This window comes from Polaribacter marinus (genome assembly GCF_022662535.1).
In the GTDB taxonomy this organism is placed as follows: Bacteria; Bacteroidota; Bacteroidia; order Flavobacteriales; family Flavobacteriaceae; genus Polaribacter; species Polaribacter marinus.
In genome coordinates, this window is the sequence record NZ_JAKQYM010000002.1 from 213325 (window position 1) to 239770 (window position 26446).

Here is a 26446-nt window from a genome sequence, read left to right on the forward strand (position 1 = left end):
TTTAATAAAAATTACTTAGATCTTTCCCAATATGCGGTTTTTCCAAAGAGAGAAAACCCCATATAACCTCTAATTTTAAGTTTGTTTTTATTGATAAGTTTGATGTAACATTTATAAATTTTACCACTTCTAGGATCTAAAATATTTCCACCAGACCATTCGTTTCCATTTTTTTCTAAACCTGTAAGAATATTCATCCCCAATATAGGTTTGTTCTTGTTTTCATCTTTACAAAGTTCACAAAGGTTTTTTTCTTTTGTTTTATCAGTAATTTCAATTATTTTAGCATAGGCTTTTCCGTTATCTTCATAAACTTCTATAACAGAATCTATTTTTTCAGTCTCTTCATTTATAGAGTTCCATTTTCCAAAAATAGTTTGTGAATTGATTGAAACAGACAAGACACTTAAGACTAAAAATAAGAATGTTTTTTTCATAGTTTTATCGGGTTACATTTTTCAATCTTTTGTTGATTTATTAATCGTACTTGGCATTAAAATTATTTTCCCATTTTCCTTGTACTCGTAAGATTTGTTCAATGATATCTCTAACACAGCCTTCTCCTCCTTTTTTATCTGAAATGTATTTAGATATTTGCTGAATTTCTCTTGCGGCATCGTTTGGACAACACGGCATTCCTACTAATTTCATTACAGGAAAATCTGGAACATCATCTCCCATATACAATATGTTTTCTGATTGTAAATTGTATTTTTTCACCAACTCATTGTATTGTTTAATTTTATCATGAGCTCCTAAATAAATATCTTTAATTCCTAAATTTGATAAACGTGTTCTTACCCCTTCATTTTTTCCTCCAGAAATAATACAAACATTAAAGCCTTTATCTACAGCTGTTTTTAAAGCATATCCATCTTTAATATTCATGTTTCTAACTAATTCTCCATCAGGCATTATGGTGACAATTCCGTTAGTAAGTACACCATCTACATCAAAAATTAAAGTGTTTATGTTGGGTAATAATTGTTTAAAACTAATTTCCATTTTGGATTGATTTTGTTAAGGTTTTATAGATTTTCTGTTGTTTTTTGTTCAACAAATCTAAATGTTTTTTTATTGTTTTTTTATCGTTTCTAACAGCTGGACCTGTTTGTGCTTTTTCTGGAGATAAATGTTTAATTTTTGAAGCTGTTTCTTGTATTAAAGGCTGTAGAATTTCAAAAGGAATATTGTTTTTTTTACAAATATCATCACCAATTTTGTACAGATGATTGGTAAAGTTATTTACAAAAACAGCAGCAACATGAATTGCTTTTCGTTGTTCTGAATTGATATGATAAATATTTTTCCCTATTGATTTTGCTAATTTTTCTAGTAGTATTAAATCTTTTTGATTGGTTGCTTCTAAACAAAAAGGAACTTCAGAAAAATTGACTTCTTTGTTTTTGGAAAAGGTTTGTAACATATAAAAAACACCTTTATTGTTTTTGTTTTTTAAAGCATTCATAGCAAAACTACCAGAAGTGTGTACTACAAAAGAATTCTTTAATTTAGCAGAGACCTCTCCAATTGCATCATCAGAAACAGCAATAATAGTAATATCTGCTTGCGGAACATTTTTTAATGTTCTAGAATTTATTTGTGTAACATGAATAGTATCAGCTTTTAAAAAAGCGGTAACTAAGTGTGCTGCAACATTTCCTTGCCCAATAATATTCACTGAAATCATAAAACGAAGATATTCTTTTTTTTTGAAGCAATAAAAATGGAATTTGTAATTTAGCAATCATTAATTTAATAAAATGGAAAATTCTAAAAACTTAGGAATAAATACAATTTGTACTCACATAGGTGAGGTAAAAGACGAGCAATTTAAAGGAGCTGTTTCGCCAATATACATGGCTACTTCTTACGCTTTTGATGGTGTAGATGTAAAACGTTATCCACGATATTTAAATACACCAAACCAAGAAGCACTTGTAAAAAAAATTGCAGCCTTAGAAAAAACTGAAAATGCATTAATTTTTGGCTCAGGTATGGCGGCTGTTAGTACAACTTTATTGGCTTTTTTGCATAAAGGAGATCATATTGTTTTACAACAGACTTTGTATGGGGGTACCTATAATTTTGTGGTAGAAGAGTTTGATAAATTTGGAATTGAATATTCGTTTACAGAAGGTTTATCAATAAAAGATTTTGAAAAACAAATTCAAGATAATACCAAAGTTTTATATATAGAAACACCTTCAAACCCTTTGTTAACCATAACCGATATGAAGGCTGTTTCTAAATTGGCTAAATCAAAAGGAATTGTAACGATGATTGATAATACATTTGCATCACCAATAAATCAAACTCCTATAGATTTTGGAATTGACATTATGATTCATTCTGCTACAAAATATATGGGAGGGCATTCCGATATTTTAGCAGGAGCAGTTGCGGCATCTAATGAACATATAGATAAAATATGGAATATTGCTAAAAATTTAGGAGGAAGTTTAAGTGATTTTACCGTTTGGATGTTAGAACGTAGTTTAAAAACATTGAATTTACGTGTAAAACGTCAGAGTAAAAATGCTTTAAAAATGGCAAAATATTTAGCAATTCATCCAGAGATTTATCATGTTTATTACCCTGGATTAAAAGGACATCCTAATTATAAACTAGCAAAAAAACAAATGAAACTTTTTGGAGGGATGCTATCTTTTGAATTAAAAGAAGGAATTGATGCAATGGAATTTCAAAATCAATTACAATTAATAAAACCCTCTATGAGTTTAGCAGGAGTGGAAAGTACAATGTTAAGTCCAGCGCAAACTTCACATGCATTATTATCTCCAGAAGAACGAGCTAAACAAGGAATAAAAGATGGATTAATTCGGTTTTCTGTGGGAATAGAAGAAACAAAAGATTTAATTGCAGATATTGAGCAAGCAATACAAAAAGTAAAAAAATGAAATTAGATATATTAGCATTTGGTGCACATCCGGATGATGTAGAATTAGGGTGTGGAGCAACTATTGCCAAAGAAATTTCTTTAGGAAAAAAAGTAGGAATTGTAGACTTAACTCGTGGTGAATTAGGAACACGTGGTTCAGCAAATTTAAGAGATCAAGAAGCTGCAAACGCTGCTAAGATTTTAGGGGTTTCTGTAAGAGAAAATTTGCGTTTTGCTGATGGTTTTTTTGTGAATGACAAAGAGCATCAATTAGAAATCATTAAAATGATTCGTAAGTATCAACCTGAAATTGTATTGTGTAATGCAATTGACGACAGGCATATAGATCACCCTAAAGGAAGTAGTTTAGTTTCTGACGCTTGTTTTTTAAGTGGATTGTTAAAGATTGAAACAGAAGTAGAAGGGACGTTACAAGAAAAATGGAGGCCAAAACAAGTTTATCATTATATTCAGTGGAAAAATATTGAACCCGATTTTGTGGTTGATGTTACTGGTTTCGTAGATAAAAAAACAGATGCGGTATTAGCTTATGCTTCTCAATTTTACGATCCTAAAAGTGAGGAACCAGAAACACCAATTACAAGTAGAAACTTTATTGATAGTATTAATTACAGAGCAAAAGATTTGGGGAGATTAATAGGTGTAGATTTTGCAGAAGGTTTTAATACAGAGCGTTACGTTGCTGTAGAAAATTTAGATAAATTAATTTAAATTTTTCTTTTATTAGAAAGGAAAAAATATTTATATTTGCACCCGCAATTATATGGTGGTTGTAGCTCAGTTGGTTAGAGTATCGGTTTGTGGTACCGAGTGTCGCGGGTTCGAGTCCCGTCTTCCACCCAAAAATAGAATCCTTTTCATTTTTTATGAGAAGGATTTTTTTGTTTTATTAGATTCAAATTAATGAATGATAACTTTAATAGCCTCTTTATTAATTATTTTAATATTTGGTATGATCAGTACCACAGCGTTTAAAGAGAAGTAATTTTTAAAATGAGTTTAAAATTTCTAACACTTCTGCTCTTTTTCTGACAGAAACAGGAACATTAGACTTGTCTGTAAGAATTAAATAACCACCATCAGATTTTATAAACTCTTTAATATATCTTGTATTAATTAAATGACTTTGATGAACTCTTAAAAAACCTACTTCTTTTAACATATCTGCATAATATTTTAATGTTTTAGACACTAGAATTTTACTGTTATCATTAAAATAAAAAGTAGTGTAGTTATTGTCTGATTTACAACGAACAATATCTTTTATATTTACTACAATTATTTTATTTGAAGTATGTAAAGAAATTTTATTTGGTTTGTTATTTGGTGAAGTAACTGCTTCTTGTAAAACATTTAATTGTTCTTTATCGGGTTGAATTTGATCTTGTGCTTTTTCAATAGCTTTCGTTAAATCCTCATCAGAATATGGTTTTAAAATATAATCTATAGCGGCAAATTTAAATGCTTTTATTGCGTACTCATCACTTGCCGTAACAAAAATTATTTTTGATCTTAAGTCAGGGAAAATTTCTAAAATATCAAAACCTGTTCCGTCTCCTAACATGATGTCTAAAAACAAAATGTCTGGTTTGTTTTTACGCAGTAATTTTGCAGCATCAACTACAGATTTAGCAGCACCAATAATTTCTATTTCTGGATGATTTTTTTTTAAATCTGTTTCTAACATTTCTAATGCTACTGGGATATCATCTACTAAAATTGCTGTAAGTTTTTGCATATTATTTTTACTTTATTCAAATATTGTAATCATTTTTAATAATCGGTTTTTAAAGGAATTTTAAACCAAACTTTTGTTCCTAAAACAGCGTTTTTAGATTTTATTTCTTCAATAGAAAAAGCACTGTATTTAGATAAATTTTGAATACGTTCTTTAGTAACCTTTAAAGCTACAGATTTATGGTTTTTATCTGGCGTTTTGGCATGATGAATTCCAATTCCGTTATCTAAAATTGTACATTCTAAAAAACGATGATTAACTTTAAATAGAATGGTTATTTTTCCGTTTGTTGAAATAGGTTGAATTCCGTGTTTTATAGCATTTTCTATAAAAGGTTGCAAAAGCATTGGTGGAATTAAAATTTCTTCAGGATCTATGTTGTTTAAGCTTTTTTCAATTGAATAATTAAACGTTTTAGAGTTAAGTTTTTGCTCTAAATCTAAATAGTTTTTTAAGGTTTCTATCTCGTTTTGCAAGCTTACTTCTTCTAATCTAGAATTGTTTAGTATGCTTCTTAAAAGTATAGAAAATTGAGAAATTGTTTTGTTGAGTTCTTTTGTATTTCCAGAGTTTCCTAAAGATTTTATTCCGTTTAAAACGTTAAAAATAAAATGCGGATTCATTTGTAATTGCAAAGCTTTTTGTTCTAGAGATAACAAGTGATTTTTTAATTTTAATTTGTTTATTTTTTGTTGATTTTTATTTTTTAAACTCTTAATGTTTGCATCTACAATTAATGCGAGAACTAAAAAAAGCAAAGTAAAACTTATTATTAAAAACCATCCTTTTTTATAAATAGGGGTGTCAATTGTAAAAACGATAATTTCTTCATTACTAATTTTATCTTCAATTTTAGATTGTACTTTAAAACGATATTTTCCAGAAGATAAATTGGCAAAATCTACTCTGTTTTGCGTACTCCAAGGAGAATATGTATTCTTTAATTTATATCGATATTTAATGTTCTTAGGATGCTGTAAATCAATTGTTTTGTAAGTAAAAGAAATGTTGTTTTCTGTTGATTTTAATTCGATTTCTGTGCCATTTACAAAATTTAAAGTTTTATAATTTACAGTAATGTTTTCTAAAAATATTTTAGGATTGCCATTGTTAGATTCTAAATAATTTGTTTGAGAAAATTTATACAAACCATTATTTTTAGAAGCAATCCAAATAGTATTTTGATTATCTTTAAAAACGGTATTTATTTGATTTGAGATAGATGAATTATATTTATTAATTCTTTGTTTAAAAGAATAATCTTTTAGTTTAAGAATTTCAATTCCATTATTTTCTAAAGTTATCCAAAGTTCATCTAGAATTTTTTTTATAGATGTAATATTACCGTTAATAGATATTGTTTTTACAATTTTATTTTGATCAATAACCTTTAATTTTTTTTTTGCAGTTGCTGCAATAAGTCTATGTTTGTTTATTACAAGAGAAACAATATTTTCATCTAAAATTTTATCTACTTTATTTGGTTTGTAGAGTTTATTAATAGACCATAAACCTTTATTAGTGGCAATGTATATTGAGTTTTTAAAAGGAGTGATATCATATACAATAGAGAAATCTATTTTTGTATGAATTTGTAAAGGCTGTAAATAATCTTGTTTTAGTTCGTAAATTCCTTCTGTAGTGCCAAGTATTATTTTATTATTGATCTCTATAACTTTTAAAACTTTTTCTTTTCCTAAATAACTGAATAATTTATTTTTTCTTTTAAAGAAACCTTTTTGATGACCAATAAAGAGCGTTTTGTTTTTATAAAATAAAGAATTAACTTTAGAGGTACTATGAATGGTTTGATGTTTAAATTCATTACCATCAAACTGAACCAAACCTTTATCTGTAGCTAACCATAAGTAACCAATTTCATCTTGAATGATATCATTTACGGTGTTACTTGGCAGGCCATCTTTCACAGAAAAATGTTGTAATTTATTTTGTTGAGAAAAAGTAGCAACAGAAATAAAAAGGAATGCTAAGAATATGATTTTGGTAACTTTTTTCATGAAAACAAACTTACTAATTAAAACGTCATTACACTATTTTAACTTTGGTGTAATGACGTTTATCAAACTACAATTTCCATTCCATTTTACTATTTCATGGCATACAAACGTTTGTTACTTGTATCTGGTTCTATATGTTTTAAATCTCCATAAGGTTTAATTAGTGGTTTTAAAACGCACAAACCAGTTGTTCTTCCTCTTATAGTTAATTTGCTGTTTTTTATAGACCAATTCCATCTATATTTTTCTAAAGGAATATTATGTTTTGCTATTTCTGTAGTTAATTCTTCATTTTGTTCAATCCAATCCATTACTTCTTCTTGGGTTGTAAAAGTTGGGATTTCATCATCAGAATTATGGTAATCAAATTCCCATTTAATAGGAATGCTAAATTGGGTTGTAAATGCTTCTCCAACATATCTTTCTTCTTCATTGTTTAGTGCTTCAAACCAATCAATGTCTTTTTCTTCTGGATATTTTTTAGCAATCTCTTTTGATAGATCCATTTTTCCTGGTGAATTTGCTGTAGGATAAAATACATAGTAAGGTTGTGCTAAATAATGATTAGAAAACTTTCCTCCAAAAATAGTATAGTAAGGAGATGCAACTACTTTTGGTAAGTTTTCGGCACAAAAGGCATCTTTTAGAGTGTTTATTAATGCTGTGTTTTCTACCAATCCGGATGCGTGAAAAATAATTTTAGAATTGTTGTTTACTACATTATTTAATGTTGGTAAATTACCTTGAGTAATATTTTTTCTTAAAGTTTCTGCTGTTATTTTTTCGCCATTAACAATCGTTTCTAAATTCATTCCTTTGTAAGGATTACTTTTATTTACGATATGAACTTCTCCGTAAGGATTTTGATTAGCGTTTTTGTTCATCCATAAAATGATTTCTTCTAAAGAGTATTGTCCATCAATAACTTGATATTTTTTTTCTTGAAAATAGGTTCTAGCATTCGAATAAAAAGTTTCGTTGCCTTTGTCAAATCCTGCAATAAATACTATGGGTTTTCTTGTTACAACCTCACTCGTTTTTTCGTTAATAGAAGTTGTGTTGTCTGCAATCACAACAGATTCTCCTTTTGATTTATCGCAGCTAATAAAAGAACTTGTTGCTACAATTATACCAACTACAAATACGGATTTCTTTAATAATGTGTTCATGATTTTACTTTTTTAAATGTTAATACACTGTAAAAGTAAACCTGAACTTGAATTAAATTTTGGCTGTTTTAGAATTCGTTAGAAGTAGCTTAGAATTCGTAGTTTAATTTAAATTTTGATTATAAATTACCAATTTGGTCAAGCCCTTTTTGTCTGGATTATTTGCAAAAGAACGTAAATATGCATCTGTAAATTTAATAACTCTTTCTTCTGGGTAAAACAAAACTTTATTAACGTCTCCCGCCCATTCGTTACAATAAATAATGGTTTTTCCATTTAAAAATCGATAATACTGTTGAATGTTTTCGGGTAGTTTTTCATCTAATTCATCGCTAATTTCAATATAATAATAGTTTAATTTAGAGGTAAAGAAACTAAATGATAGTAGGTTATCGTAAAAACCAAAGAAATTAGAAAAAGGTAAGAGAATAGTGAAAACTAAAATTAATATTTTTTGTTTGTTAAAATATTTGGTAAATATTTCTAAAGGATTTTCTGTTTTGAATGACCAAAAGAGAACAATTATACTCAGTATATTTTGAACGTTCCAAGGAACTACGTTGTAACCGTATCCTAAATAAAATAATAGAATTGTAATAATAGAATGCATTAATACAATTGAAACAACTGCCAATTTTCTTGTTTTATTAAAGAGCAATAAAACTCCCATACTAGCTTCTAACCAAGGCACTGTATAGGTAAATCCTTTTAAAAAAAATTGAGGGATAAAATGAATGTGTTTATTTAATGCGCTTAACCATTGAATATAAAATATGTCATTTAATTTCTGAATTCCACTCCAAAAATAAGTTGCAAAAAAGATGAGCATAATTGCATAAACAACCTTTTTTTTATCTGATTTTTTATTAAAAACAACAATAGTTAATATGGTTAAAAAACTTTGATAAAAGTAAGGCTGAAGTCTATTTTGATCTATAAAAGCAAGAAAAACATAAAAGAGAACAACGGTTATTCCTAGCCAACGTTTGGGTTTAAAAATGTAAATAATTTGTACCGTAAAAAAAGAGATAGCCAAAATATAATCGAAAGGATCTTTGGGAATAGGCAACCAACTAAACAATGGAATTACGGGAAAATCTTTTGTTGAAATCCACAAGTTGGGAGCATAAATCATTAGCACCAAAACTGGAAGAATGGCAAGAGTTCTTACCCAATTTACTTTTTGTTTGTCTGTTAGATTTGTTATCATCTTCTTCTATTTTTGCTATTTACTAATGTTTGTCACTTTGAAATGAGTTTTTTAATGATTGAGAAATCATCTATTTTATTAAAATTCATTTGCCTAATTCTTATTTCACTTTGTTTGCAAACAATTCTAGCCCTGATTGAACGGTTTGTTTGAGCTCTTTTTTATTCCTTTTTAAGGATAAAAAAAGCGAGTAGTGAAAGCAGGAAATAGCTTCTAATAAATCAATTTTTCTGCCAAATATTTAGCAGTATAAGACTCCTTGTTTTTAGCTAATTCTTCTGGTGTTCCTTGAAAAATAAGGTTCCCACCATTTTTACCACCTTCTAAACCTAAATCAATAATATAATCTGCACATTTAATCAATTCGATATTATGCTCTATCACAATAATAGAATGCCCTTTGTCGATTAAAGCATTAAAAGACGCCAATAATTTTTTAATATCATGAAAATGTAAACCTGTTGTGGGTTCATCAAAAATAAACAACGCCTTGTCTTTTGTGTTTCCTTTTACTAGAAAGGAAGCCAATTTTATACGTTGTGCTTCTCCACCAGAAAGGGTAGAAGAGGATTGTCCTAATTTTACATACCCCAAACCAACATCTTGTAAAGGCTTTAATTTACTAGCAATTTTTGTAACCAAGTTTTCTGAGAAAAACTGAACAGCATCATCAATGGTTAAATTTAAAACATCATCAATGGATTTATCATCAAACTTGACTTCTAAAACTTCTTTTTTGAAACGTTTTCCGTTACAAGCATCACATTCTAAATGGACATCTGCCATAAACTGCATTTCTATGGTAACCTCTCCTTCGCCTTTACAAACCTCGCAACGGCCACCTTCTACATTAAAAGAAAAGTGCTTGGGTTTGTAGTTTCTTATTTTTGATAATTTCTGATTAGAAAATAAAGCTCTAATATCATCATAAGCTTTGATATAAGTTACAGGATTAGAACGAGAAGAACGTCCGATAGGGTTTTGATCGATAAATTCTACGTGTTTTAGAGTGTCAAAATCTCCTTTTACTTCTGTATGTTGACCGATTTTTTCTCCATAACCCACTAATTTTTTCTGCATAATTGGGTACAAAATATTTTTAACCAAGGTGCTTTTTCCAGAACCAGAAACTCCTGTAATTACTGATAAGCAGTTTAATGGAAAGCTAACATCAATGTTTTTTAGATTGTGTTCTCTTGCTCCAATAATCTGAATTTTATTTTTTGATATTCTTCGTTTAGTAGGAACTTCAATTTTTAATTCTTCATTTAAATATTTCGCGGTTAAAGAATCTGATTTTAAGATTTCTTCAAAATTACCTTCGGCAACTACATTACCACCAAAAGTTCCAGCTTCTGGGCCAATATCAATGATATAATCGGCTTCTTTCATAATATCTTCATCGTGTTCTACCACCACAACCGTGTTTCCAAGATTTTTTAAATCTTTTAAAACACCAATTAAACGTTCTGTATCTTTTGGATGCAAACCAATACTAGGTTCGTCTAAAATATACATAGAACCTACCAAAGAACTCCCTAAAGAAGTTGCTAAATTAATACGCTGACTCTCGCCACCAGAAAGGGTGTTAGAGGTTCTGTTGATGGTTAAATAAGACAAACCAACATCAGTTAAAAATTGCAAACGATTGTTGATTTCTGTTAACAAACGTTTTCCTATTTTGGCTTCGTATTTATCTAGTTTGATATTTTTAAAAAACACTGCCAATTCATCTAAAGGAAGTGTAACAAGATCAGAAATTGTTTTCTCATTTATTTTTACAAAATTAGTTTCCTGTCTTAAACGCTTTCCGTTACAAGTAGTACATTTTGTTTTTCCTCGATAACGAGAAAGCATAACTCTATTCTGAATTTTATAACTCTTTTCTTCTAAAACACTAAAGAAATGATGAATTCCGTTAAAAGATTTATTTCCGTTCCAAACCAACTCTTTTTGCTTTTCTGTAAGTTGAAACCAAGGTTTATGAATAGGAATATCAAATTGATAAGCTACTGCAATTAGATCTTCTTTATAATGAATGTAAGAAGGTGTTTTAAACGGAAAAATACAATCATCATAAATAGATAAACCAGTATTTGGAATTACTAAATCTTTATCAATACCAATTACATTTCCATACCCTTCGCAAGTTGGGCATGCTCCATACGGATTGTTAAAGCTGAATAAATGTGTGTTGGGTTCTAAAAAAGACATGCCGTCTAAATCGAATTTATTGCTAAATTCAGCTACTTTATTATCTGCTAAATTTTGGATAAAACAAATGCCTTTTCCTTCAAAAAAAGCAGTTTGAATTGCATCTGCTAAACGATTGTAAAAATCTTCATCGTTTTTGGTGATAATTCTGTCTACAACTAAATATAAAGGCTCGTTTTTAAAATCGTCTTGAGGAAAATCCGAAATTCTATAAACTGTATCATTCCATTTTAAACGGGCATACCCTTGCTGTTCTAAAACTTGTAAAACGGTTTTTAAATCACGGTTTTCATCAATAGAAATTGGGGCAAGCAATAAAAGTTTTGTTTTTTCATCAAACTTTTTTACAAAAGTTACCACATCAGAAACCGTGTATTTTTTAACTTCTTTGCCAGAAATAGGCGAGTAGGTTCTACCAATTCTAGCGTATAATAATTTAATATAATCGTAAATTTCTGTACTTGTACCTACGGTAGAACGTGGATTTGTAGAGTTTACTTTTTGTTCAATGGCAATTGCCGGAGCAATCCCTTTTATATAATCTACTTTTGGTTTGTGTAATTTTCCTAAAAACTGACGCGCATAAGAGCTTAAACTCTCTACATAACGTCTTTGGCCTTCTGCATAGAGCGTATCAAAAGCTAAAGAAGATTTTCCAGAACCAGACAAACCTGTAATTACAACCAACTTATTTCTAGGTATTACAACATCTATATTCTTTAAATTGTGGAGTTTAGCTCCTTTTATAATAATGTTTTCTTTAGGATTTATAGTAGATAAGTCTGCTTTCATTTATAAAAAATATAAGCTATAAAAATACCACTTTTTTCATCGTTTTATAAAATAATAAAAAAGGAATTTGATAAAATATTTGTAGTTTTAAAAAATAATACACATATTTGTGTTTTACAAACCGCACAAAATTAGACGTATATAGATAAAAAATTACTTTAAAATTTATTAACCACTAATAAAATAAGGGAACTTACAGTTTTTCTTAAAAGTAATTATGATACGCACAAATACAATACAAGACAGTGTTTTAGTAAGTGAATATATCAAAGGAGATGAAAATGCATTAGCAATTTTAATTAAAAGGCATCAACAGCGTTTGTTTAGTTTTATTTACAGTAAAGTTCAGGATAAAGATATTACTGAAGATGTTTTTCAAGATACATTTATAAAGGTAATTAGAACTTTAAAAAAAGGTAATTACAACGAAGAAGGTAAATTTTTACCTTGGGTAATGCGTATTGCGCATAATTTGGTGATTGATCATTTTAGAAAATCGAATAGAATGCCTGCATTTAAAAATACAGATGAGTTTGATATTTTTTCTGTTTTAGGAGATGGTAATCTAAATGCTGAAAAGCAAATGATAAAAGAACAGATTTATAGTGATGTTAGAGAGCTTGTAAATGAACTGCCTAATGAGCAGAAAGAAGTTTTGGTGATGCGTATGTATAAAGATATGAGTTTTAAAGAAATTAGCGAAAATACTGGTGTTAGTATCAATACTGCATTGGGTAGAATGCGTTATGCTCTTATAAATATGAGAAAATTAATAGAAAAACATAAAATTATTTTGGTTAATTAACAATAAAAAAAAATCAGCAACGTTAGTAGTTTTATAACCAGTCTATTAAATTAACTATATGATGCAAATTTACCCTAAAAAGCCTTCTGAATTACAGATGCAACCTAAACAAGAAACAGTTCAATTTTTGATTAATTTTTCTAAATCATTAGTTTTTATAAAAACCAAATCAAAAGACTTCATTGAATTGAATTTGAATTAAGAGTGGAAAAAGCTTCAATGTATATTGAGGCTTTTTTTATGATTTTAATTTTTTATAATATTCATCTAAAACAGATTTTCTTCCAATTGTTTTAGTAATAATATCTTTTTCTAAATCCCAACCACGAGCAGGAGAATATTCTCTTCCGTACCATATTATTTGTAAATGTAAATCGTTCCATAATTCTTTTGGAAACAATCTTTTTGCATCTTTTTCTGTTTGTTGTACATTTTTTCCATTGGTTAAGTTCCAGCGGTATAGTAATCTGTGAATATGGGTGTCTACAGGAAAAGCAGGAACACCAAAAGCTTGACTCATAACAACGCTAGCTGTTTTATGACCTACAGCCGGTAATTCTTCTAAAGCTTCAAAAGATTGTGGAACTTCTCCATCGTATTTATCAATTAAAATTTTAGATAAACCATAAATTCCTTTTGATTTCATTGGAGATAATCCGCAAGGTCTTATAATCGCTTTAATTTCTTCTACAGACATTTTTACCATATCAAAAGGATTATCCGCTTTAGCAAACAACAAAGGTGTAATTTTATTGACTCTTACATCAGTGCATTGTGCAGATAATAAAACCGCAACTAAAAGAGTATATGGATCTTTATGATCTAAAGGAATAGGAATTTCTGGATATTTTTTTTCAAGTATATCAATTACAAAATTTACTTTTTCTTGTTTGGTCATAAAATGAGTTATAAAGATGTAAAGTTAAAAAGTTGTAAAGTATAATTCCTAATTTTAAATTATTATTTTAGGATTCGTTAGAAAATACTTTATAAACTTTGTACTTTTAAACTTTAAAAACCATCTAAAAATGACAGCATTAAAAATAGGAGATAAGGCTCCACAATTTGAAGCAAATAATCAAGAGGGAAATACAATTAAACTTTCTGATTATGCCGGTAAAAAGTTAGTATTATTCTTTTACCCTAAAGCGAGCACCCCTGGTTGTACAGCAGAAGCTTGTGATTTACGCGACAATTATCAATCTTTTTTAGCAAAAGGCTATGATGTTTTAGGCGTGAGTGCTGACTCTGCTAAAAGACAACAAAATTTCATCAATAAAAATGAATTGCCTTTTCCATTATTAGCAGATGAAGACAAAGTGGTAATTAATGCATTTGATGTTTGGGGACCAAAGAAATTTATGGGACGAGAATATGATGGAATTCACAGAACAACTTTTGTAATTGATGAAACAGGAATAATTGAGGATGTTATTACTAAGGTAAAAACGAAAGTTCATGCAGCCCAGATATTGGACTCTTAGTTTAAGGTTTATGAATACTCAAAAATTTTTCTTTATAATGCTGTTTTTTATAAGTTTTAACTTTAAAGCTCAGCATTGTGGATTTGATCATTCAAGTTTATTTATTACTTCTGTAAAAGATCGTGTTTCAAATAGAATAATTAAAAACTTAAAAATTACTCTAGTAGATAGTAATAAAGTGGCATTTATTAATAAAAAAAGAAGGCCAGAATTGACTGTTTATAAGTATTATAATAATGATAGTATTTATATTTTTCATCATAATTTAAAAGAAAATTTCCCTAAATTAAATAGAAAATATTATGAGAACGGATTGCCAGTATCTAGAGGTAAATATTTTTTATTGGTAAGAAGTTATTTTGAAAAAGAAAAACTTTTTTTAAAAATAGAAGATTTAAATGATGTTTATGTTACTAGATATATTTTGATTAATAAAAAAAATGAATTGCCTTTATGTACAAGTTTAACAAAAGTTTGGAATGAAGTAAAAGCAGAAGAGGATGTAACAATAAATGTTTTTTTAAATAAAAAAGAAGCAGAATAATAAATTAAAATTTCATTCCAACTTTAAAGTTTAAAACTCTTCCTGTCATATAATTTGGAATTCCAAATTGTGTTTTAGAATACACATCTCTAACCCAAGTATTAGTTATGGAGTTTTGAATATCAAACATATTAAAAAGCTCTAGGCCTAAGGTAAGTTCTTTAAATTTAGACAACCAACCAGTTTTGTATCTTTTATTAGCATCAGTAAATACATACGACACTCCTAAATCAGCACGTTTGTAATCACGCAATCTTTCTTGAAATTGATATACATCTGAATAAGCCGGTGAACCTCCAGGAACTCCTGTATTATACACTAAATTTAAATATGCTTTTAGGTTTGGTAAATTTGGAACGTAATCTTGAAAAAGAATTCCAAATTTTAATCGTTGATCTGTGGGTCTAGAAATGTTTCCTCTGTGATCTATATTTTCTTCAGTTTTTAAATATCCTAAACTTACCCAACTTTCGCTTCCAGGCACAAATTCTCCATTCAATCGAATGTCTATTCCATGTGCATAGGCAGTTGTTAAATTATCTGCTCTATAACGAATTCTAACATTGTCTACTGAGTATGCATTAACATTTGATAAATCTTTGTAGTAAACTTCTGTAGTTAGTTTAAAAGGTCTTTCCCACATTTCAAAACTGTAATCCATTCCAGCTACTATATGAATTGATTTCTGTGCTTTCAAGTCAATATTTATCAATCCACTTGCATCTCTTAATTCTCTGTACGAAGGGGGTTGTGAATACCATCCACCAGAAACTCTAAACAACATGTCTTTTTCCCAATTTGGTTTAATAGCAAATTGTGCTCTCGGACTAATTGTCTGTTGGTTTTTAGAAGAAATACCGTTTGCTTTTACATTCCATAATTGTGTTCTAACGCCAATGTTGTACCAAATTTCATGGTCATTCCAAAAACGTTTTTCATTAAATTGAATAAATCCGGAAACTCTATTAATAGCAACATTATTATCGGCTCTAACATTTTGAAAAGGAGTAATTGGTCCTTCAAAAGGTTCATAGGGTTGATTATTTCCTGTATGATTTGGTGGACGAATAGAAAAGCCTAAAGAATCTATAAGTTCCCATTCTCTAATTCTATCTCTAATATCTTCTTTTTGATATTTGATACCAAATGATAACTCTTGTTTCTCATTTTTAAGTTTCCCTTTTATTTGATAGTTTGTAATCAATGCATCTAGGTCGTTTCTAGCATGATTTAATTGTGAACCTATGCCTTGAGCAAAATCTACTTCACCAAAATTTTCTGAACCGATATTTGCATCTACTTCGCCTAATTGATAAGAAGCAGCAATATCAAAATATTCTTCTTCTTGTGTGTTGTATCTAGAAACTGTTCCGTTAAACGACAACTTTTCATTTACTTTGTAATCGGCAGATAAGGCTCCAAAAAGGGTTAAATATTTATCTTGTTCTTGTCCATCGTAAAAAACGGTTAATTCTAAGGGATCTGATACCGTACCAAAACGGGTTCTTCTAGATAGAGGTTTATAGTTGTAATTGTTTAATGAAAAATTTCCTAAAAAATTTAACTTTAAATTATCTGAAGCTGTATATGATAAATAAGTTTGGATATCTGTAAATCTTGGTCTAAAACTAGTTTCTATTTGTTTGCTATTCACAAAAAGACTGTTATCTCTATATCTAACACCGGTAAGGACACTTAATTTTTTATTTAAAAGTAACCCTTCAAGAGTAGCGCTTGCTCCTAATAAACTAAAATCAATAGCTGTAGCAAATTCTTTTGGGTTTCTATAGGTGATATCTAATACAGATGATAATTTATCTCCATATTTAGCTTGAAAACCACCTGCAGAAAAGTTAATGTTTTGTACCATATTTGAGTTAATAAAACTCAGTCCTTCTTGTTGACCGGATCTGATAAGAAAAGGCCTATAGATTTCAATACCATTAACATATACAAGGTTTTCATCAAAATTACCTCCTCGTACATTGTATTGGGTACTTAACTCATTATTGTTGTTTACACCAGGAAGTGTCATTATTATGTTTTCTACACCAGCATTTGGGCCAATAATGTTTTGTGCTTTTTTGACATCAATTTTAATGATTCCTTCGGCATTTTTTTTATTGTCTGTTATAACAATTTCTTCTAATTCTTCTGTTTTTAAAATTAAGGTAGGAGAGTAGCGTTCTCCATTTCTACTTTTTGCAGTAATTTTTTTTGTAAATGTTCTATAAGAAACATGTCTAAAAATTAATGTTATTTCTTTTTTAAAAGGAATTCTTAATTGGTAATTTCCATTTTTATCTGTAGTTGTTCCTATATTGTTAAACTTTATAGAAACTCCTTCAATAGGTTCTTTACTTTTATTTTTTACGGTTCCTTTAAGGATTGTTGTTTTTTGAGCAAAAGCCAAAAAAGGAATAAATAGTATAAGGAGTAAGAATTTTTTCACGTAGTTTTTAGTTAGCTTGTTTTTTAAAGAACGTTGTAGAAATCTCATTAGTATTTCCAACATTGTCCGAAACTACAAGATTAAAGATATGTTTGCTACCAACCAATTTTTTATCATTAAAATTATAGGTTAATATCTTTTTTTTATGATTGTACTCCATTAAAATCCATTCACCGTCTATTGTTGCTCTAAAGTTTTTAATTCCAGAGCCAATATCATCAATCTTTACCTTTATTGTTTTTAGGCTAGAAATCCATTGACCATCTTTAAAATACAGTAATTTTATTGTAGGTTTCTGTTTGTCAGTTAGTAGTGTGTAGTTACCTAACGTTTTTGTTGTTGTAAAAAAAGTACTGTCTTTTTTTCTAGTTGATTGGTACCTTGGATATTTGGGATACTCTAAATTGGCAATATATAAATACTGTTGCTCTGTTTTAGTAAACTTAGAAACGTTAAATGTTAAAGTAAATTTTTTATTTAATGGAACTGTTGGTGTATGAATTTTCGCGATGTCATCTTCAACTTTAAAATTTAAAAAGAGATCATTATAAAAAGTGTTTTTGGGAAAAGCAACAGTGACGCTTTCTTTTGTGAATTTTTGAAATTTTTTAGCTATAATTTTATATCCAGTTGTATCTTTTTGTTCGTCAAAAATCACATTACTTTCTTTACCTGTTATAGGAATTTTGATAGTGCTGATGTTTCCTTTTAAATCTTTAGCAATAATTTTTACATTATAGTTAAACCCTTTTTTAATGTTTATTTTCCCATTATTTATCAGTTTTTCATATGTAGATAATTTATTAGCTGTTTCTTTATATGTTTTTTGATAGCGCTTTTTGTATCTTTTATAATGCTCATAATCAATATGTAAATTGATGTATTTACTTTCAGAGAAAGAAAAGGTTTCTACATCGTGATAATAAAAACGTTTTCCATTTACCAGCATTTCTAAGCTATAAATGCCGTTCTTATTATTTGCTTTGTTTAATCTATCAAATACACTTACTCCAAAACTAATAATTCCACTAGCAGAAATTCTATCTGCAATGTAATTTCCTTTTTCTAATTTTTTTATTGGAATGGTATAGCCTTTCTTTTGGGTATTTACTCTAGCATCACTACTTAAAATATAGACTTTTAAAGATTGAAAAATTGGAGGTTTAGAATCTTCAACATTTAATCCAAATAATAAAGGATTTATTACCTTTTCTGTTGATGTATTTCTAATTTCAAAATGTAAATGTGGACCTCCAGAACCACCTGTATCACCAGAGTAAGCAATGATATCGCCTTTTTTTACAGGGAATTTATCTTGTTTAAAAAATAAGTTTCCTGTTTGATAACTTTCTTTTTTATATTGTATTGATTTTACGTAATTTTCAATCTTATCGGCATATTTACTAAGATGCCCGTAAACGGTTGTATATCCATTAGGATGAGTGATGTAAATGGCTTTACCGTAACCAAATTGTTGTACTTTTATTCTAGAAACATAACCATCTGCAGCAGCATAAACTTTTAAGCCTTCTTTACCTTGAGTTTTAATATCTACCCCAGCATGAAAGTGATTACTGCGAAGTTCACCAAAAGTACCAGCAAGAATGATAGGAATATTTAATGGGGGGCTAAAATAATTTTGTGGATATTTTTCTTGAGAAAATCCTAGTAAATTAGTAGTAGCAATAAATATTAAAATAAGTTTTTTCAAAAGATAATAATTTTTGATAAAAGTAATAAAAATCCTTCTTTTTTTAAAGAGCTCAGAATCAATTGTTTGATAAAAAAGCAATTAAAAGTTGTAATATTAAAAACAGAATATTAACTTTGTAAGCATAGTTTATTCTAATAAGTAAGATGAGTAATACACTAGAAGCAATTCATTTACTGGAAGATAAGTTACAAGAACTACTTTCTAATTATGAATTTTTAAAAAATGAAAATGAAATTTTGCTTCAAAGTAGCACAAGATTACAGCATCAGCTTATAGAAAAAGAGCAGTTATTAATAAAGCAAAAAAAAGAATATGATTTGTTAAAAATTGCAAAAACTATTAACGGCAGTAGTACAGATACAAAAGATACAAAACTGAAAATAAATACATTAATTAGAGAAATAGATAAATGTATAATTCAGTTGCAAGAATAAAGTTCTTTACATTGTGGGAAAACTAAAGATTAATATTGTAATTGCAGGTAGAACATATCCTTTAAGTGTTAACAACACTAAAGAAGAAGAAGGGATGCGTAAAGCGGCAAATGCTATAAATAAGTTAATTTCTATGTATGAGCAAAATTACGCAGTAAGTGATAAACAAGATGTTTTAGCGATGTGTGCTTTACAATTTGCTTCTAAATTAGAGATAAAATCTTTAGAAAAAGATTCTACAAATACAGAAGCAATAAAAAAAATAAATGAGCTGACTAATTTAGTCAATACACATTTAAAATAAGTTCATTAAAATACATTAACAACACACTGCCTACGTTAGTAATTTGTTTGATAAACTCAACACTAATCTATTATGAAGGATAAGTCTTAGTTGCTAAAGCATGCCGTCTTAGAATGGATCCTTGATCAACTAGTTAGTCCTATAATTACCATAATGGAGTTTATATAAACCCAACTAATGTAGGCTTTTTTTATATACTAAACAGAAATTATGATAGAGATGATACTACCCGTTATTGTGGGAGTTATATTAGGAACTGCAATAGGTTTTATAATAGCAAAAGCTTTAGAAAAAGCAAAAGGAAAAAAGTTACTTAACGGTACTAGAAAAGAAGCTACAGCAATTTTAAAAGAAGCTAAAATTGATGCAGAATCAATTAAAAAAGATAAAATATTACAAGCAAAAGAGAAATTTATTGAATTAAAATCAGAACATGAAAAGGTTATTTTATCTAGAGAGAAAAAAATATCTGATGTAGAAAAAAGAATTAGAGATAGAGAGTCTCAAGTTGCTTCAGAAGTAGATAAGAACAAGAAACTAAATCGTTCTTTAGAGCAAAAAGAAAACGACTTTAATAATAAACTAGATTTTTTAGAAAAGAAAGAAACAGAACTAGAAAAAATGCACAAACGTCACGTAGATATGTTAGAGCAAATTTCTGGTCTATCTGCAGAAGATGCTAAAAAAGAACTTGTTTCTTCTTTAAAAGATGAAGCTAAAACAGAAGCAATGGCTTTTATACAAACTTCTGTAGAAGAAGCTAAATTAACTGCAGAGCAAGAAGCTAGAAAAGTTGTTTTAGGAACTATACAAAGAGTTGGTGTAGAACAAGCAGTAGAAAATTGTGTTTCTGTTTTTAACTTAGAATCAGATGATGTTAAAGGTAGAATCATTGGACGTGAAGGAAGAAATATTAGAGCCTTAGAAGCTGCTACCGGTGTAGAGATTATTGTTGATGATACTCCAGAGGCAATTATTCTTTCTTGCTTTGATCCTGTTCGAAGAGAAATTGCTCGTTTATCTATGCATAAATTGGTTACTGATGGTAGAATACATCCTGCAAGAATTGAAGAAGTTGTAAAGAAAACTGAAAATCAGATAACACAAGAAATTATAGAAGTTGGTAAGAGAACAGTAATAGATTTAGGAATACATGGTTTACATCCAGAGTTGATTAAAACTATCGGAAGAATGAAATACCGTTCTTCTTACGGACAAAACTTATTACAACACTCTCGAGAAGTGGCAAACCTTTGTGGTATTATGGCTGCAGAAATGGGCTTAAATGCTAAAATGGCTAAAAGAGCTGGTTTATTGCATGATATTGGTAAAGTTCCAGATACTGAAAGCGAACTTCCTCATGCTCTTTTAGGAATGCAATGGGCAGAAAAATATGGTGAAAAACCAGAAGTCTGTAATGCAATTGGAGCTCACCATGACGAGATTGAAATGAAAAGTTTAATTTCTCCAATAGTTCAAGTTTGTGATGCTATTTCAGGAGCAAGACCAGGAGCAAGACGTCAAGTATTAGATTCTTACATACAACGTTTAAAAGATTTAGAAGAAATTGCTTTTGGATTCACAGGAGTACAAAAAGCCTACGCTATTCAAGCAGGACGTGAATTACGTGTTATGGTTGAAAGTGGTAAAGTAAATGATACAAAAGCTGCTGAGTTGTCTTTTAGCATTTCTCAAAAAATACAAAACGACATGACATATCCAGGTCAAGTTAAAGTTACAGTAATTAGAGAAACAAGAGCGGTAAACGTGGCTAAATAAATTGAGTACTTATATATAAAAAATAAAAACCTTGGGTATTTACTCAAGGTTTTTTTACTTTAAAAATTTTGTAAGTCTGAAAGGCTTTTTTATAGGACATTCATAACTATTTTATTAAAACATTAGTATATTTATATAATTATATTAGTATTTTTTATAAAATATACTAGTATAAAATTAAAAATAATGTACTATTTTTTTAAAAGAAATAAAGGTGAGATTCTTTTTTCTTACTATGTGACTTTTAAAAAGTTATATAAAAAACTATATTATGTAGGTTGTATTATTACATTCTAGGATGATATGTTTCTACTACTTCTTTTAAATAACTTTTATCTACGTGTACATAGACTTCTGTAGTTGTAATGCTTTCATGTCCTAACATTTGTTGTATAGCCCTTAAGTCTGCACCATTCTTTAATAAATGAGTTGCAAATGAATGTCTTAAAGTATGTGGACTAATTTTCTTTTTTAAATCGATTTTAACTGCCAAACCTTTTAAAATCATAAAAATCATTTGCCTAGTCAAACCTTTTCCTCTTCTATTTAAAAAAACAATATCATCAAAACCTTTTTGAGCAGTTATATGGACTCTAATATTATTTATATAAAATAGAATATATTTTTGAGCACTGTGATGAATCGGTACAAAACGTTGCTTGTTTCCTTTACCAAGAACTCTTATAAAGCCTTCTTCAAAAAATAAATCAGAAATTTTTAGAGAAATAAGCTCACTAACACGCAAGCCACAACTATAGATGGTTTCTAAAATAGTTCGATTTCTTTCACCTTGTGGATGACTTAGGTCAATGGCAGATATTAATTCATTTATTTCATCTTCAGAAAGTGTGTCTGGTAATTTTCTCCCAATTTTAGGAGCTTCAATTAAATCGGTAGGATTGCTTTCTCTATAATCTTCAAAAATTAAATAATCAAAAAAACTGCGTAAACCAGAAATTATTCTGGCTTGACTTCTAGGGTTTATTTTCTTAGCAGCATCATAAATAAATTGTTGGATGCAATCATCATCAATAGTTATAGGAGTAACTTTAATTGCATTTTCTTCTAAGAAAGACTGTAACTTTTCTAAATCTCTAGAATAACTATCTATTGTGTTTTGAGACAAACCTCTTTCTATTTTTAAAAAAAGCTGATAATCTTTAATTGCATTTTGCCAATTCATATATTATAAATATAACAAAAGTAACCATCAATTTTAATAAAAAAGAATATTTCATTTTTATTCTTTTAGTCTAAAAAAAAACTTAAATTTAAGAGTTTAATTTGTTGGTATTATTTTTTGTTTATATTTGCTTCATAAATTTAAACAAATATATTATGAAAAAAGTATTATTAATTGCAGCTTTTGCAATTTTTGGATTAGGAACAGTAAATGCACAAGGTGGATTTAGTGGAGGTGTAAATCTTGGAATTCCAGTAGGGGATGTAAGTGATTTTTCATCATTTTCTTTTGGAGTTGATTTAAACTACATGTTTAACGCAGATGAAGATTTTACATATGGTGCTGCTGCTGGATACCAAAATTACAGTGGTAAAGATGGTTTTGATTCTACAGGTTTTATTCCTTTAGCTGTTGTTGGTAGATATGCTGTATCTGACAAATTTAGTTTAGGAGCTGATGTAGGTTATGCTTTAGGAGCTTCAACAGGAAACGATGGAGGTTTTTATTATAGACCTATGGTAGTTTATGGATTAAGCGATTCTATGAATTTAAATGCTTCATATTCAGGTGTTAGTGTTACAGGAGGAACTTATTCTAATATTGGTTTAGGAATTATGTTTGACTTTTAAGACTTAAATATTTAATATTTTAAAAACGGGAGCTAATAGCTTCCGTTTTTTTATGAATTATTTTAAAATGTAGGTTGTTTTTGTTAAACAAAAAATATAAATTATAATAATAGTTCATTTGTATGGTTTGTCTTATTTTCGCGGCTCAAATTTAAAACAACAACTTTATTATGAAAAAATTATTATTTATTGCAGTATTTGCAATTTGTGGATTAGGAACTGCAAATGCACAAGAAGGGGCATTTAACGTAGGAGGTAATTTAGGATTTCCAACAGGAGATATGAGTGATATTTCATCATTTGCTATTTCGGTTGAAGCTAATTATTTATTTAATCTTTCAGATGAATTTAAAGTAGGGCCTTCTGTATCTTATCTTCATTATTTTGGAAAAAATGATATATTAGGTACAGGAATTGATGCTAATGATACTTCTTTTTTACCTATTGCTGCAGCTGGTCGTTACGCTGCTTCAGAAAAATTTACTATTGGAGCTGATTTAGGTTATGGTATTGGAATTAGCCCTAATGGACAAGAAGGAGCTTTCTATTACAGACCAATGGTTGGTTACGCTATTAGCGATAAAGTAATGTTACAAGCATCTTATACAGGAATGAGTAAAGATGGTTTTACTATTTCTAATTTTGGATTTGGTGCTATGTTTGCATTATAATAAAAACAAAATTATTATTAAAAACGGAAGCAATTTAATTTTGCTTCCGTTTTTTTGTTTAAAAAATGTATTTTTGAATTATGAAATTAATAATCATAAACGGACCAAACCTTAATTTATTAGGAAAAAGAGAACCAGAAATTTATGGTTCCGCATCTTTTGACGATTTTTTTAAAGAGTTACAATTACAATTTAAAACTATTGAATTGTCTTATTATCAGTCTAATATTGAAGGAGAAATTATAGATAAGTTACATGAAGTTGGTTTTGATTATGATGGTGTCATTTTAAATGCAGCGGCATATACACATACTTCTGTTGGCATAGGTGATGCTGTAAAAGGAATTGAAACTCCGGTTGTAGAAGTACATATTTCTAATATTCATGCTCGTGAAGAGTATAGGCATAAAAGTTATATTGCCCCAAATGCAAAAGGTGTTTTATTTGGCTTTGGTTTAAAAGGATATGAATTAGCTATTCAGAGTTTTTTGTAATTTTAAACTTATATCTAAACTTTTTTCCCAAAAAAAAAGTCATTCTACATTAAAAATGTAAAATGACTTGAATATTTTATAAAAATGAAAGTTTCCTTTTCTGAATAAGATTAAATATTTTTATTGATTAAATCCATCATTTCATTTTCCAAAACAATAGTTTTTTGATAAATTTCTTCGGATTTTTCTAAAATTTCTTCCGCAAATTGTCTGTCTTTTATATCTTTTGCATTAATTCTTACATTAAAATATGCTCCAGTAACAGCCGTTTTAGCGCATAAAACACCAACACCTCCATCCGAAAGCGAATTTTGCAATCCGTTTTTCATCATTTCTAACATTACTTCAATTGAATTATATGCGGTTTTCATAACTTTAAAAGGAATTTCTGTAGCATATTTTGTTGCCTCCTCAATTGCTTTTTTTCTAATTTCAATTTCTTCAGCATTAGTTTTTGGCATTCTAAACCCATCGATAATTTTATTAAACGCATTGGTGTCTTCATCTACCAAGAATAATAAATCATTTTTATATTTCTGTCCTTTTTCTGCCCAATTAGAAAAGTATTCCCATTTAGCATCCCAACCTGCTTTATGTGCCGATAGATTTGCAACCATAGTTCCTAAGGAAACTCCCAAAGCACCAACATAAGCAGAAATACTTCCTCCTCCAGGAGCCATAGATTCTGATGCTGTTTCTTCTGCAAAGTCTTTTACAGTAAAGTCAATTAATTTTTTATCAGCATCAGCATTCATTACATATTCAATAATTCTTTCTTGGGGATTAAAGGGTTTTAAATCGTCTAAGCCTAAAGATTTGATGGCAATTTTTATTTTTTCACTTTCACTAATCCCTAAAGAACGTTCTTGCTTTTTTAGATAAAAATCAGCAGCATCCAACATGGCTTGTAAGGGAACCAAACCAACTAATTCGGAACCTGTTACTCGTAAACCTCTTTTGGTTGCAGCAAAATCTGTTTCATAGAAAGCTTCGTGCATAGAAGTAATTGAAATGTTGGTTAGGTTATACGATATTTGAGCAATTCCGTATTCTTCAATAAACCAACCAATTCCTTTTACTGCTTTTAATTTACCAGGAATTCTCTCAGGCTCTCCATTACTACCAATGACTTTTTTTCCATCCACTAATTTAACTCTTCCATTTTCACGGATATCAAAAGCAATGGCATTTGCTCTACGAGTTGAAGTTGAATTTAAATTAACGTTATATGCAATTAAAAAATCACGTGCAGAAATAGCTGTGACTCCAGACGAAATGATTTGTTTGTTGTATGTTGTTGGACCAAAATCTGGTTTCCAATTAGTATTAGATAATTTTTCTTTTAATCCTTCATATTCTCCAGAACGTACTGTAGCAAGGTTTTTTCGGGCGTTAGATGTTGCTGCATTTTCATAAAAATATCCAGAAATTCCTAGCTCATCACCAATTCTTTTTCCTAATTGATGTGCATATTTAGTTGTTTCTTCCATGGAGATGTTAGCAATTGGAACCAACGGACAAACATCTGTAGCACCAAAACGAGGGTGTGCACCAGTTTGTTTGCTCATATCTATTAATTCCGCAGCTTTTTTTATCAGTCTAAATGCAGCTTCAATAACATTTTCAGGTTCACCAACAAAAGTAATTACGGTTCTATTTGTAGCCTTACCAGGATCTACATCTAAGAGTTTCACACCTTCAACTGTTTTTACAATATTTGCAATTGTATGAATTTTGTTTAGTTCTCTTCCTTCGCTAATATTAGGAACACATTCTATTAATTGTTTATTCATTAGAAAATAATTTTAGTCAAATTTAAAAAAGTAAGCGTTAATCTGCTTCATAAAAGTTAAAAAAACGCATTAAATAAATTATATTTGTTTTTAATA

At 28.9% G+C, this 26446-nt stretch carries 24 protein-coding genes, 1 tRNA gene and 1 other RNA gene; 13 read left to right on the forward strand and 13 right to left on the reverse strand.

Annotated elements, in window-relative coordinates; genetic code table 11:
• Positions 1-11: 11 nt before the first annotated feature.
• The 3 genes from MC378_RS04155 to MC378_RS04165 are packed head-to-tail and all read right to left on the reverse strand — an operon-like array spanning position 12 to position 1690.
• Positions 12-437 (reverse strand): DUF2147 domain-containing protein, encoded by a 426-nt coding sequence (locus tag MC378_RS04155; RefSeq protein ID WP_242177464.1) that lies wholly within the window; start codon positions 435-437, stop codon positions 12-14.
• Positions 438-477: 40 nt separating this feature from the next.
• Complete coding sequence (locus MC378_RS04160; RefSeq protein WP_242177465.1) at positions 478-1005, reverse strand: KdsC family phosphatase; 528 nt, start codon at positions 1003-1005, stop codon at positions 478-480.
• Positions 995-1690 carry a Rossmann-like and DUF2520 domain-containing protein gene (locus MC378_RS04165; protein WP_242177466.1) on the reverse strand — a complete coding sequence of 232 codons (696 nt, stop codon included), beginning with the start codon at positions 1688-1690 and terminating at the stop codon, positions 995-997. Before MC378_RS04165 ends, MC378_RS04160 begins: the two co-directional genes overlap by 11 nt.
• A 73-nt stretch (positions 1691-1763) precedes the next feature.
• Between MC378_RS04165 and MC378_RS04170 the strand changes: the two genes are divergently transcribed.
• The 3 genes from MC378_RS04170 (at position 1764) to MC378_RS04180 (ending at position 3764) form a co-directional block, all read left to right on the forward strand.
• The gene (locus MC378_RS04170) at positions 1764-2921 is read left to right on the forward strand and encodes a trans-sulfuration enzyme family protein (protein WP_242177467.1); all 1158 of its coding nucleotides are present in this window, start codon (positions 1764-1766) and stop codon (positions 2919-2921) included.
• Positions 2918-3634, forward strand: a complete 717-nt coding sequence (bshB1, locus tag MC378_RS04175) for a bacillithiol biosynthesis deacetylase BshB1 (protein ID WP_242177468.1) — start codon at positions 2918-2920, stop codon at positions 3632-3634. Before MC378_RS04170 ends, bshB1 begins: the two co-directional genes overlap by 4 nt.
• A 54-nt stretch (positions 3635-3688) precedes the next feature.
• Positions 3689-3764: transfer RNA gene (locus MC378_RS04180), tRNA-His, on the forward strand.
• Between the two features lie 147 nt (positions 3765-3911).
• On the opposite strand, the gene MC378_RS04185 is transcribed toward MC378_RS04180, so the two are convergent.
• The 5 genes from MC378_RS04185 to uvrA all read right to left on the reverse strand — a co-directional run bounded on the left by MC378_RS04185 (position 3912) and on the right by uvrA (position 12064).
• Entirely contained in the window at positions 3912-4661 is a 750-nt protein-coding gene (locus MC378_RS04185; RefSeq protein ID WP_242177469.1) for a LytR/AlgR family response regulator transcription factor, read from the reverse strand.
• A gap of 35 nt (positions 4662-4696) precedes the next feature.
• Positions 4697-6679: a sensor histidine kinase gene (locus MC378_RS04190; protein WP_242177470.1), complete on the reverse strand. Its 1983-nt coding sequence runs from the start codon at positions 6677-6679 to the stop codon at positions 4697-4699.
• An 89-nt stretch (positions 6680-6768) separates the two neighbouring features.
• Complete coding sequence (locus MC378_RS04195; protein WP_242177471.1) at positions 6769-7848, reverse strand: hypothetical protein; 1080 nt, start codon at positions 7846-7848, stop codon at positions 6769-6771.
• Between the two features lie 103 nt (positions 7849-7951).
• Positions 7952-9058, reverse strand: a complete 1107-nt coding sequence (locus MC378_RS04200) for an HTTM domain-containing protein (RefSeq protein ID WP_242177472.1) — start codon at positions 9056-9058, stop codon at positions 7952-7954.
• A gap of 213 nt (positions 9059-9271) precedes the next feature.
• Positions 9272-12064, reverse strand: a complete 2793-nt coding sequence (gene uvrA / locus MC378_RS04205; protein ID WP_242177473.1) for an excinuclease ABC subunit UvrA — start codon at positions 12062-12064, stop codon at positions 9272-9274.
• Between the two features lie 217 nt (positions 12065-12281).
• Here uvrA and MC378_RS04210 point away from each other — a divergent pair, with 217 nt between their 5' ends.
• Complete coding sequence (locus tag MC378_RS04210) at positions 12282-12869, forward strand: RNA polymerase sigma factor (RefSeq protein ID WP_242177474.1); 588 nt, start codon at positions 12282-12284, stop codon at positions 12867-12869.
• 238 nt (positions 12870-13107) lie between these two features.
• Here MC378_RS04210 and MC378_RS04215 read toward each other — a convergent pair whose 3' ends face one another.
• Entirely contained in the window at positions 13108-13767 is a 660-nt protein-coding gene (locus MC378_RS04215) for an endonuclease III domain-containing protein (protein WP_242177475.1), read from the reverse strand.
• A gap of 130 nt (positions 13768-13897) precedes the next feature.
• Between MC378_RS04215 and bcp the strand changes: the two genes are divergently transcribed.
• Positions 13898-14353 (forward strand): thioredoxin-dependent thiol peroxidase, encoded by a 456-nt coding sequence (bcp, locus tag MC378_RS04220; RefSeq protein ID WP_242177476.1) that lies wholly within the window; start codon positions 13898-13900, stop codon positions 14351-14353.
• A 10-nt stretch (positions 14354-14363) separates the two neighbouring features.
• On the forward strand, positions 14364-14897 hold the full coding sequence (locus MC378_RS04225) for a hypothetical protein (protein WP_242177477.1): 534 nt from the start codon (positions 14364-14366) through the stop codon (positions 14895-14897).
• A gap of 4 nt (positions 14898-14901) precedes the next feature.
• Here the strand turns inward: MC378_RS04225 and MC378_RS04230 are convergent, their stop codons facing one another.
• Positions 14902-17397 carry a TonB-dependent receptor gene (locus MC378_RS04230; RefSeq protein ID WP_274704100.1) on the reverse strand — a complete coding sequence of 832 codons (2496 nt, stop codon included), beginning with the start codon at positions 17395-17397 and terminating at the stop codon, positions 14902-14904.
• A complete protein-coding gene (locus MC378_RS04235) occupies positions 17357-19060 on the reverse strand; it encodes a M23 family metallopeptidase (protein ID WP_242177479.1) in 1704 nt (567 codons plus the stop codon). The genes MC378_RS04230 and MC378_RS04235 overlap by 41 nt, the downstream gene beginning before the upstream one ends.
• Positions 19061-19206: 146 nt before the next feature.
• Here MC378_RS04235 and MC378_RS04240 point away from each other — a divergent pair, with 146 nt between their 5' ends.
• From MC378_RS04240 to rny, 4 genes are all read left to right on the forward strand, one after another.
• On the forward strand, positions 19207-19497 hold the full coding sequence (locus tag MC378_RS04240; protein ID WP_242177480.1) for a hypothetical protein: 291 nt from the start codon (positions 19207-19209) through the stop codon (positions 19495-19497).
• Positions 19498-19510: 13 nt separating this feature from the next.
• Positions 19511-19801, forward strand: a complete 291-nt coding sequence (locus MC378_RS04245) for a cell division protein ZapA (protein WP_242177481.1) — start codon at positions 19511-19513, stop codon at positions 19799-19801.
• Between the two features lie 54 nt (positions 19802-19855).
• Positions 19856-19963: non-coding RNA, 6S RNA (ssrS, locus tag MC378_RS04250), on the forward strand.
• A gap of 48 nt (positions 19964-20011) precedes the next feature.
• On the forward strand, positions 20012-21580 hold the full coding sequence (rny, locus tag MC378_RS04255; protein ID WP_242177482.1) for a ribonuclease Y: 1569 nt from the start codon (positions 20012-20014) through the stop codon (positions 21578-21580).
• 286 nt (positions 21581-21866) lie between these two features.
• Here the strand turns inward: rny and xerD are convergent, their stop codons facing one another.
• Positions 21867-22763, reverse strand: a complete 897-nt coding sequence (gene xerD, locus MC378_RS04260) for a site-specific tyrosine recombinase XerD (RefSeq protein ID WP_242177483.1) — start codon at positions 22761-22763, stop codon at positions 21867-21869.
• A 155-nt stretch (positions 22764-22918) separates the two neighbouring features.
• On the opposite strand from xerD, the gene MC378_RS04265 reads away from it, so the two are divergent.
• From MC378_RS04265 to aroQ, 3 genes are all read left to right on the forward strand, one after another.
• Positions 22919-23392 (forward strand): hypothetical protein, encoded by a 474-nt coding sequence (locus MC378_RS04265; protein ID WP_242177484.1) that lies wholly within the window; start codon positions 22919-22921, stop codon positions 23390-23392.
• A gap of 170 nt (positions 23393-23562) precedes the next feature.
• Positions 23563-24063, forward strand: coding sequence for an outer membrane beta-barrel protein (locus MC378_RS04270; RefSeq protein WP_242177485.1), 501 nt, complete (start codon positions 23563-23565; stop codon positions 24061-24063).
• A gap of 80 nt (positions 24064-24143) precedes the next feature.
• The gene (gene aroQ, locus MC378_RS04275; RefSeq protein ID WP_242177486.1) at positions 24144-24557 is read left to right on the forward strand and encodes a type II 3-dehydroquinate dehydratase; all 414 of its coding nucleotides are present in this window, start codon (positions 24144-24146) and stop codon (positions 24555-24557) included.
• A gap of 110 nt (positions 24558-24667) precedes the next feature.
• Here the strand turns inward: aroQ and ftcD are convergent, their stop codons facing one another.
• The gene (ftcD, locus tag MC378_RS04280) at positions 24668-26350 is read right to left on the reverse strand and encodes a glutamate formimidoyltransferase (RefSeq protein ID WP_242177487.1); all 1683 of its coding nucleotides are present in this window, start codon (positions 26348-26350) and stop codon (positions 24668-24670) included.
• Positions 26351-26446 lie beyond the last annotated feature (96 nt).

Bases quoted from the DNA above. Each gene is read 5' to 3' on its own strand.
- MC378_RS04185 (WP_242177469.1), bottom strand. From the start codon at position 4,661: ATGCAAAAACTTACAGCAATTTTAGTAGATGATATCCCAGTAGCATTA.
- aroQ (WP_242177486.1), top strand. From the start codon at position 24,144: ATGAAATTAATAATCATAAACGGACCAAACCTTAATTTATTAGGAAAA.
- MC378_RS04200 (WP_242177472.1), bottom strand. From the start codon at position 9,058: ATGATAACAAATCTAACAGACAAACAAAAAGTAAATTGGGTAAGAACT.
- MC378_RS04240 (WP_242177480.1), top strand. From the start codon at position 19,207: ATGAGTAATACACTAGAAGCAATTCATTTACTGGAAGATAAGTTACAA.
- MC378_RS04210 (WP_242177474.1), top strand. From the start codon at position 12,282: ATGATACGCACAAATACAATACAAGACAGTGTTTTAGTAAGTGAATAT.
- MC378_RS04265 (WP_242177484.1), top strand. From the start codon at position 22,919: ATGAAAAAAGTATTATTAATTGCAGCTTTTGCAATTTTTGGATTAGGA.
- MC378_RS04160 (WP_242177465.1), bottom strand. From the start codon at position 1,005: ATGGAAATTAGTTTTAAACAATTATTACCCAACATAAACACTTTAATT.
- MC378_RS04215 (WP_242177475.1), bottom strand. From the start codon at position 13,767: ATGACCAAACAAGAAAAAGTAAATTTTGTAATTGATATACTTGAAAAA.
- MC378_RS04195 (WP_242177471.1), bottom strand. From the start codon at position 7,848: ATGAACACATTATTAAAGAAATCCGTATTTGTAGTTGGTATAATTGTA.
- ftcD (WP_242177487.1), bottom strand. From the start codon at position 26,350: ATGAATAAACAATTAATAGAATGTGTTCCTAATATTAGCGAAGGAAGA.
- xerD (WP_242177483.1), bottom strand. From the start codon at position 22,763: ATGAATTGGCAAAATGCAATTAAAGATTATCAGCTTTTTTTAAAAATA.
- uvrA (WP_242177473.1), bottom strand. From the start codon at position 12,064: ATGAAAGCAGACTTATCTACTATAAATCCTAAAGAAAACATTATTATA.
- MC378_RS04190 (WP_242177470.1), bottom strand. From the start codon at position 6,679: ATGAAAAAAGTTACCAAAATCATATTCTTAGCATTCCTTTTTATTTCT.
- MC378_RS04225 (WP_242177477.1), top strand. From the start codon at position 14,364: ATGAATACTCAAAAATTTTTCTTTATAATGCTGTTTTTTATAAGTTTT.
- MC378_RS04270 (WP_242177485.1), top strand. From the start codon at position 23,563: ATGAAAAAATTATTATTTATTGCAGTATTTGCAATTTGTGGATTAGGA.
- MC378_RS04165 (WP_242177466.1), bottom strand. From the start codon at position 1,690: ATGATTTCAGTGAATATTATTGGGCAAGGAAATGTTGCAGCACACTTA.
- rny (WP_242177482.1), top strand. From the start codon at position 20,012: ATGATAGAGATGATACTACCCGTTATTGTGGGAGTTATATTAGGAACT.
- MC378_RS04170 (WP_242177467.1), top strand. From the start codon at position 1,764: ATGGAAAATTCTAAAAACTTAGGAATAAATACAATTTGTACTCACATA.
- bcp (WP_242177476.1), top strand. From the start codon at position 13,898: ATGACAGCATTAAAAATAGGAGATAAGGCTCCACAATTTGAAGCAAAT.
- MC378_RS04155 (WP_242177464.1), bottom strand. From the start codon at position 437: ATGAAAAAAACATTCTTATTTTTAGTCTTAAGTGTCTTGTCTGTTTCA.
- bshB1 (WP_242177468.1), top strand. From the start codon at position 2,918: ATGAAATTAGATATATTAGCATTTGGTGCACATCCGGATGATGTAGAA.
- MC378_RS04230 (WP_274704100.1), bottom strand. From the start codon at position 17,397: ATGAGATTTCTACAACGTTCTTTAAAAAACAAGCTAACTAAAAACTAC.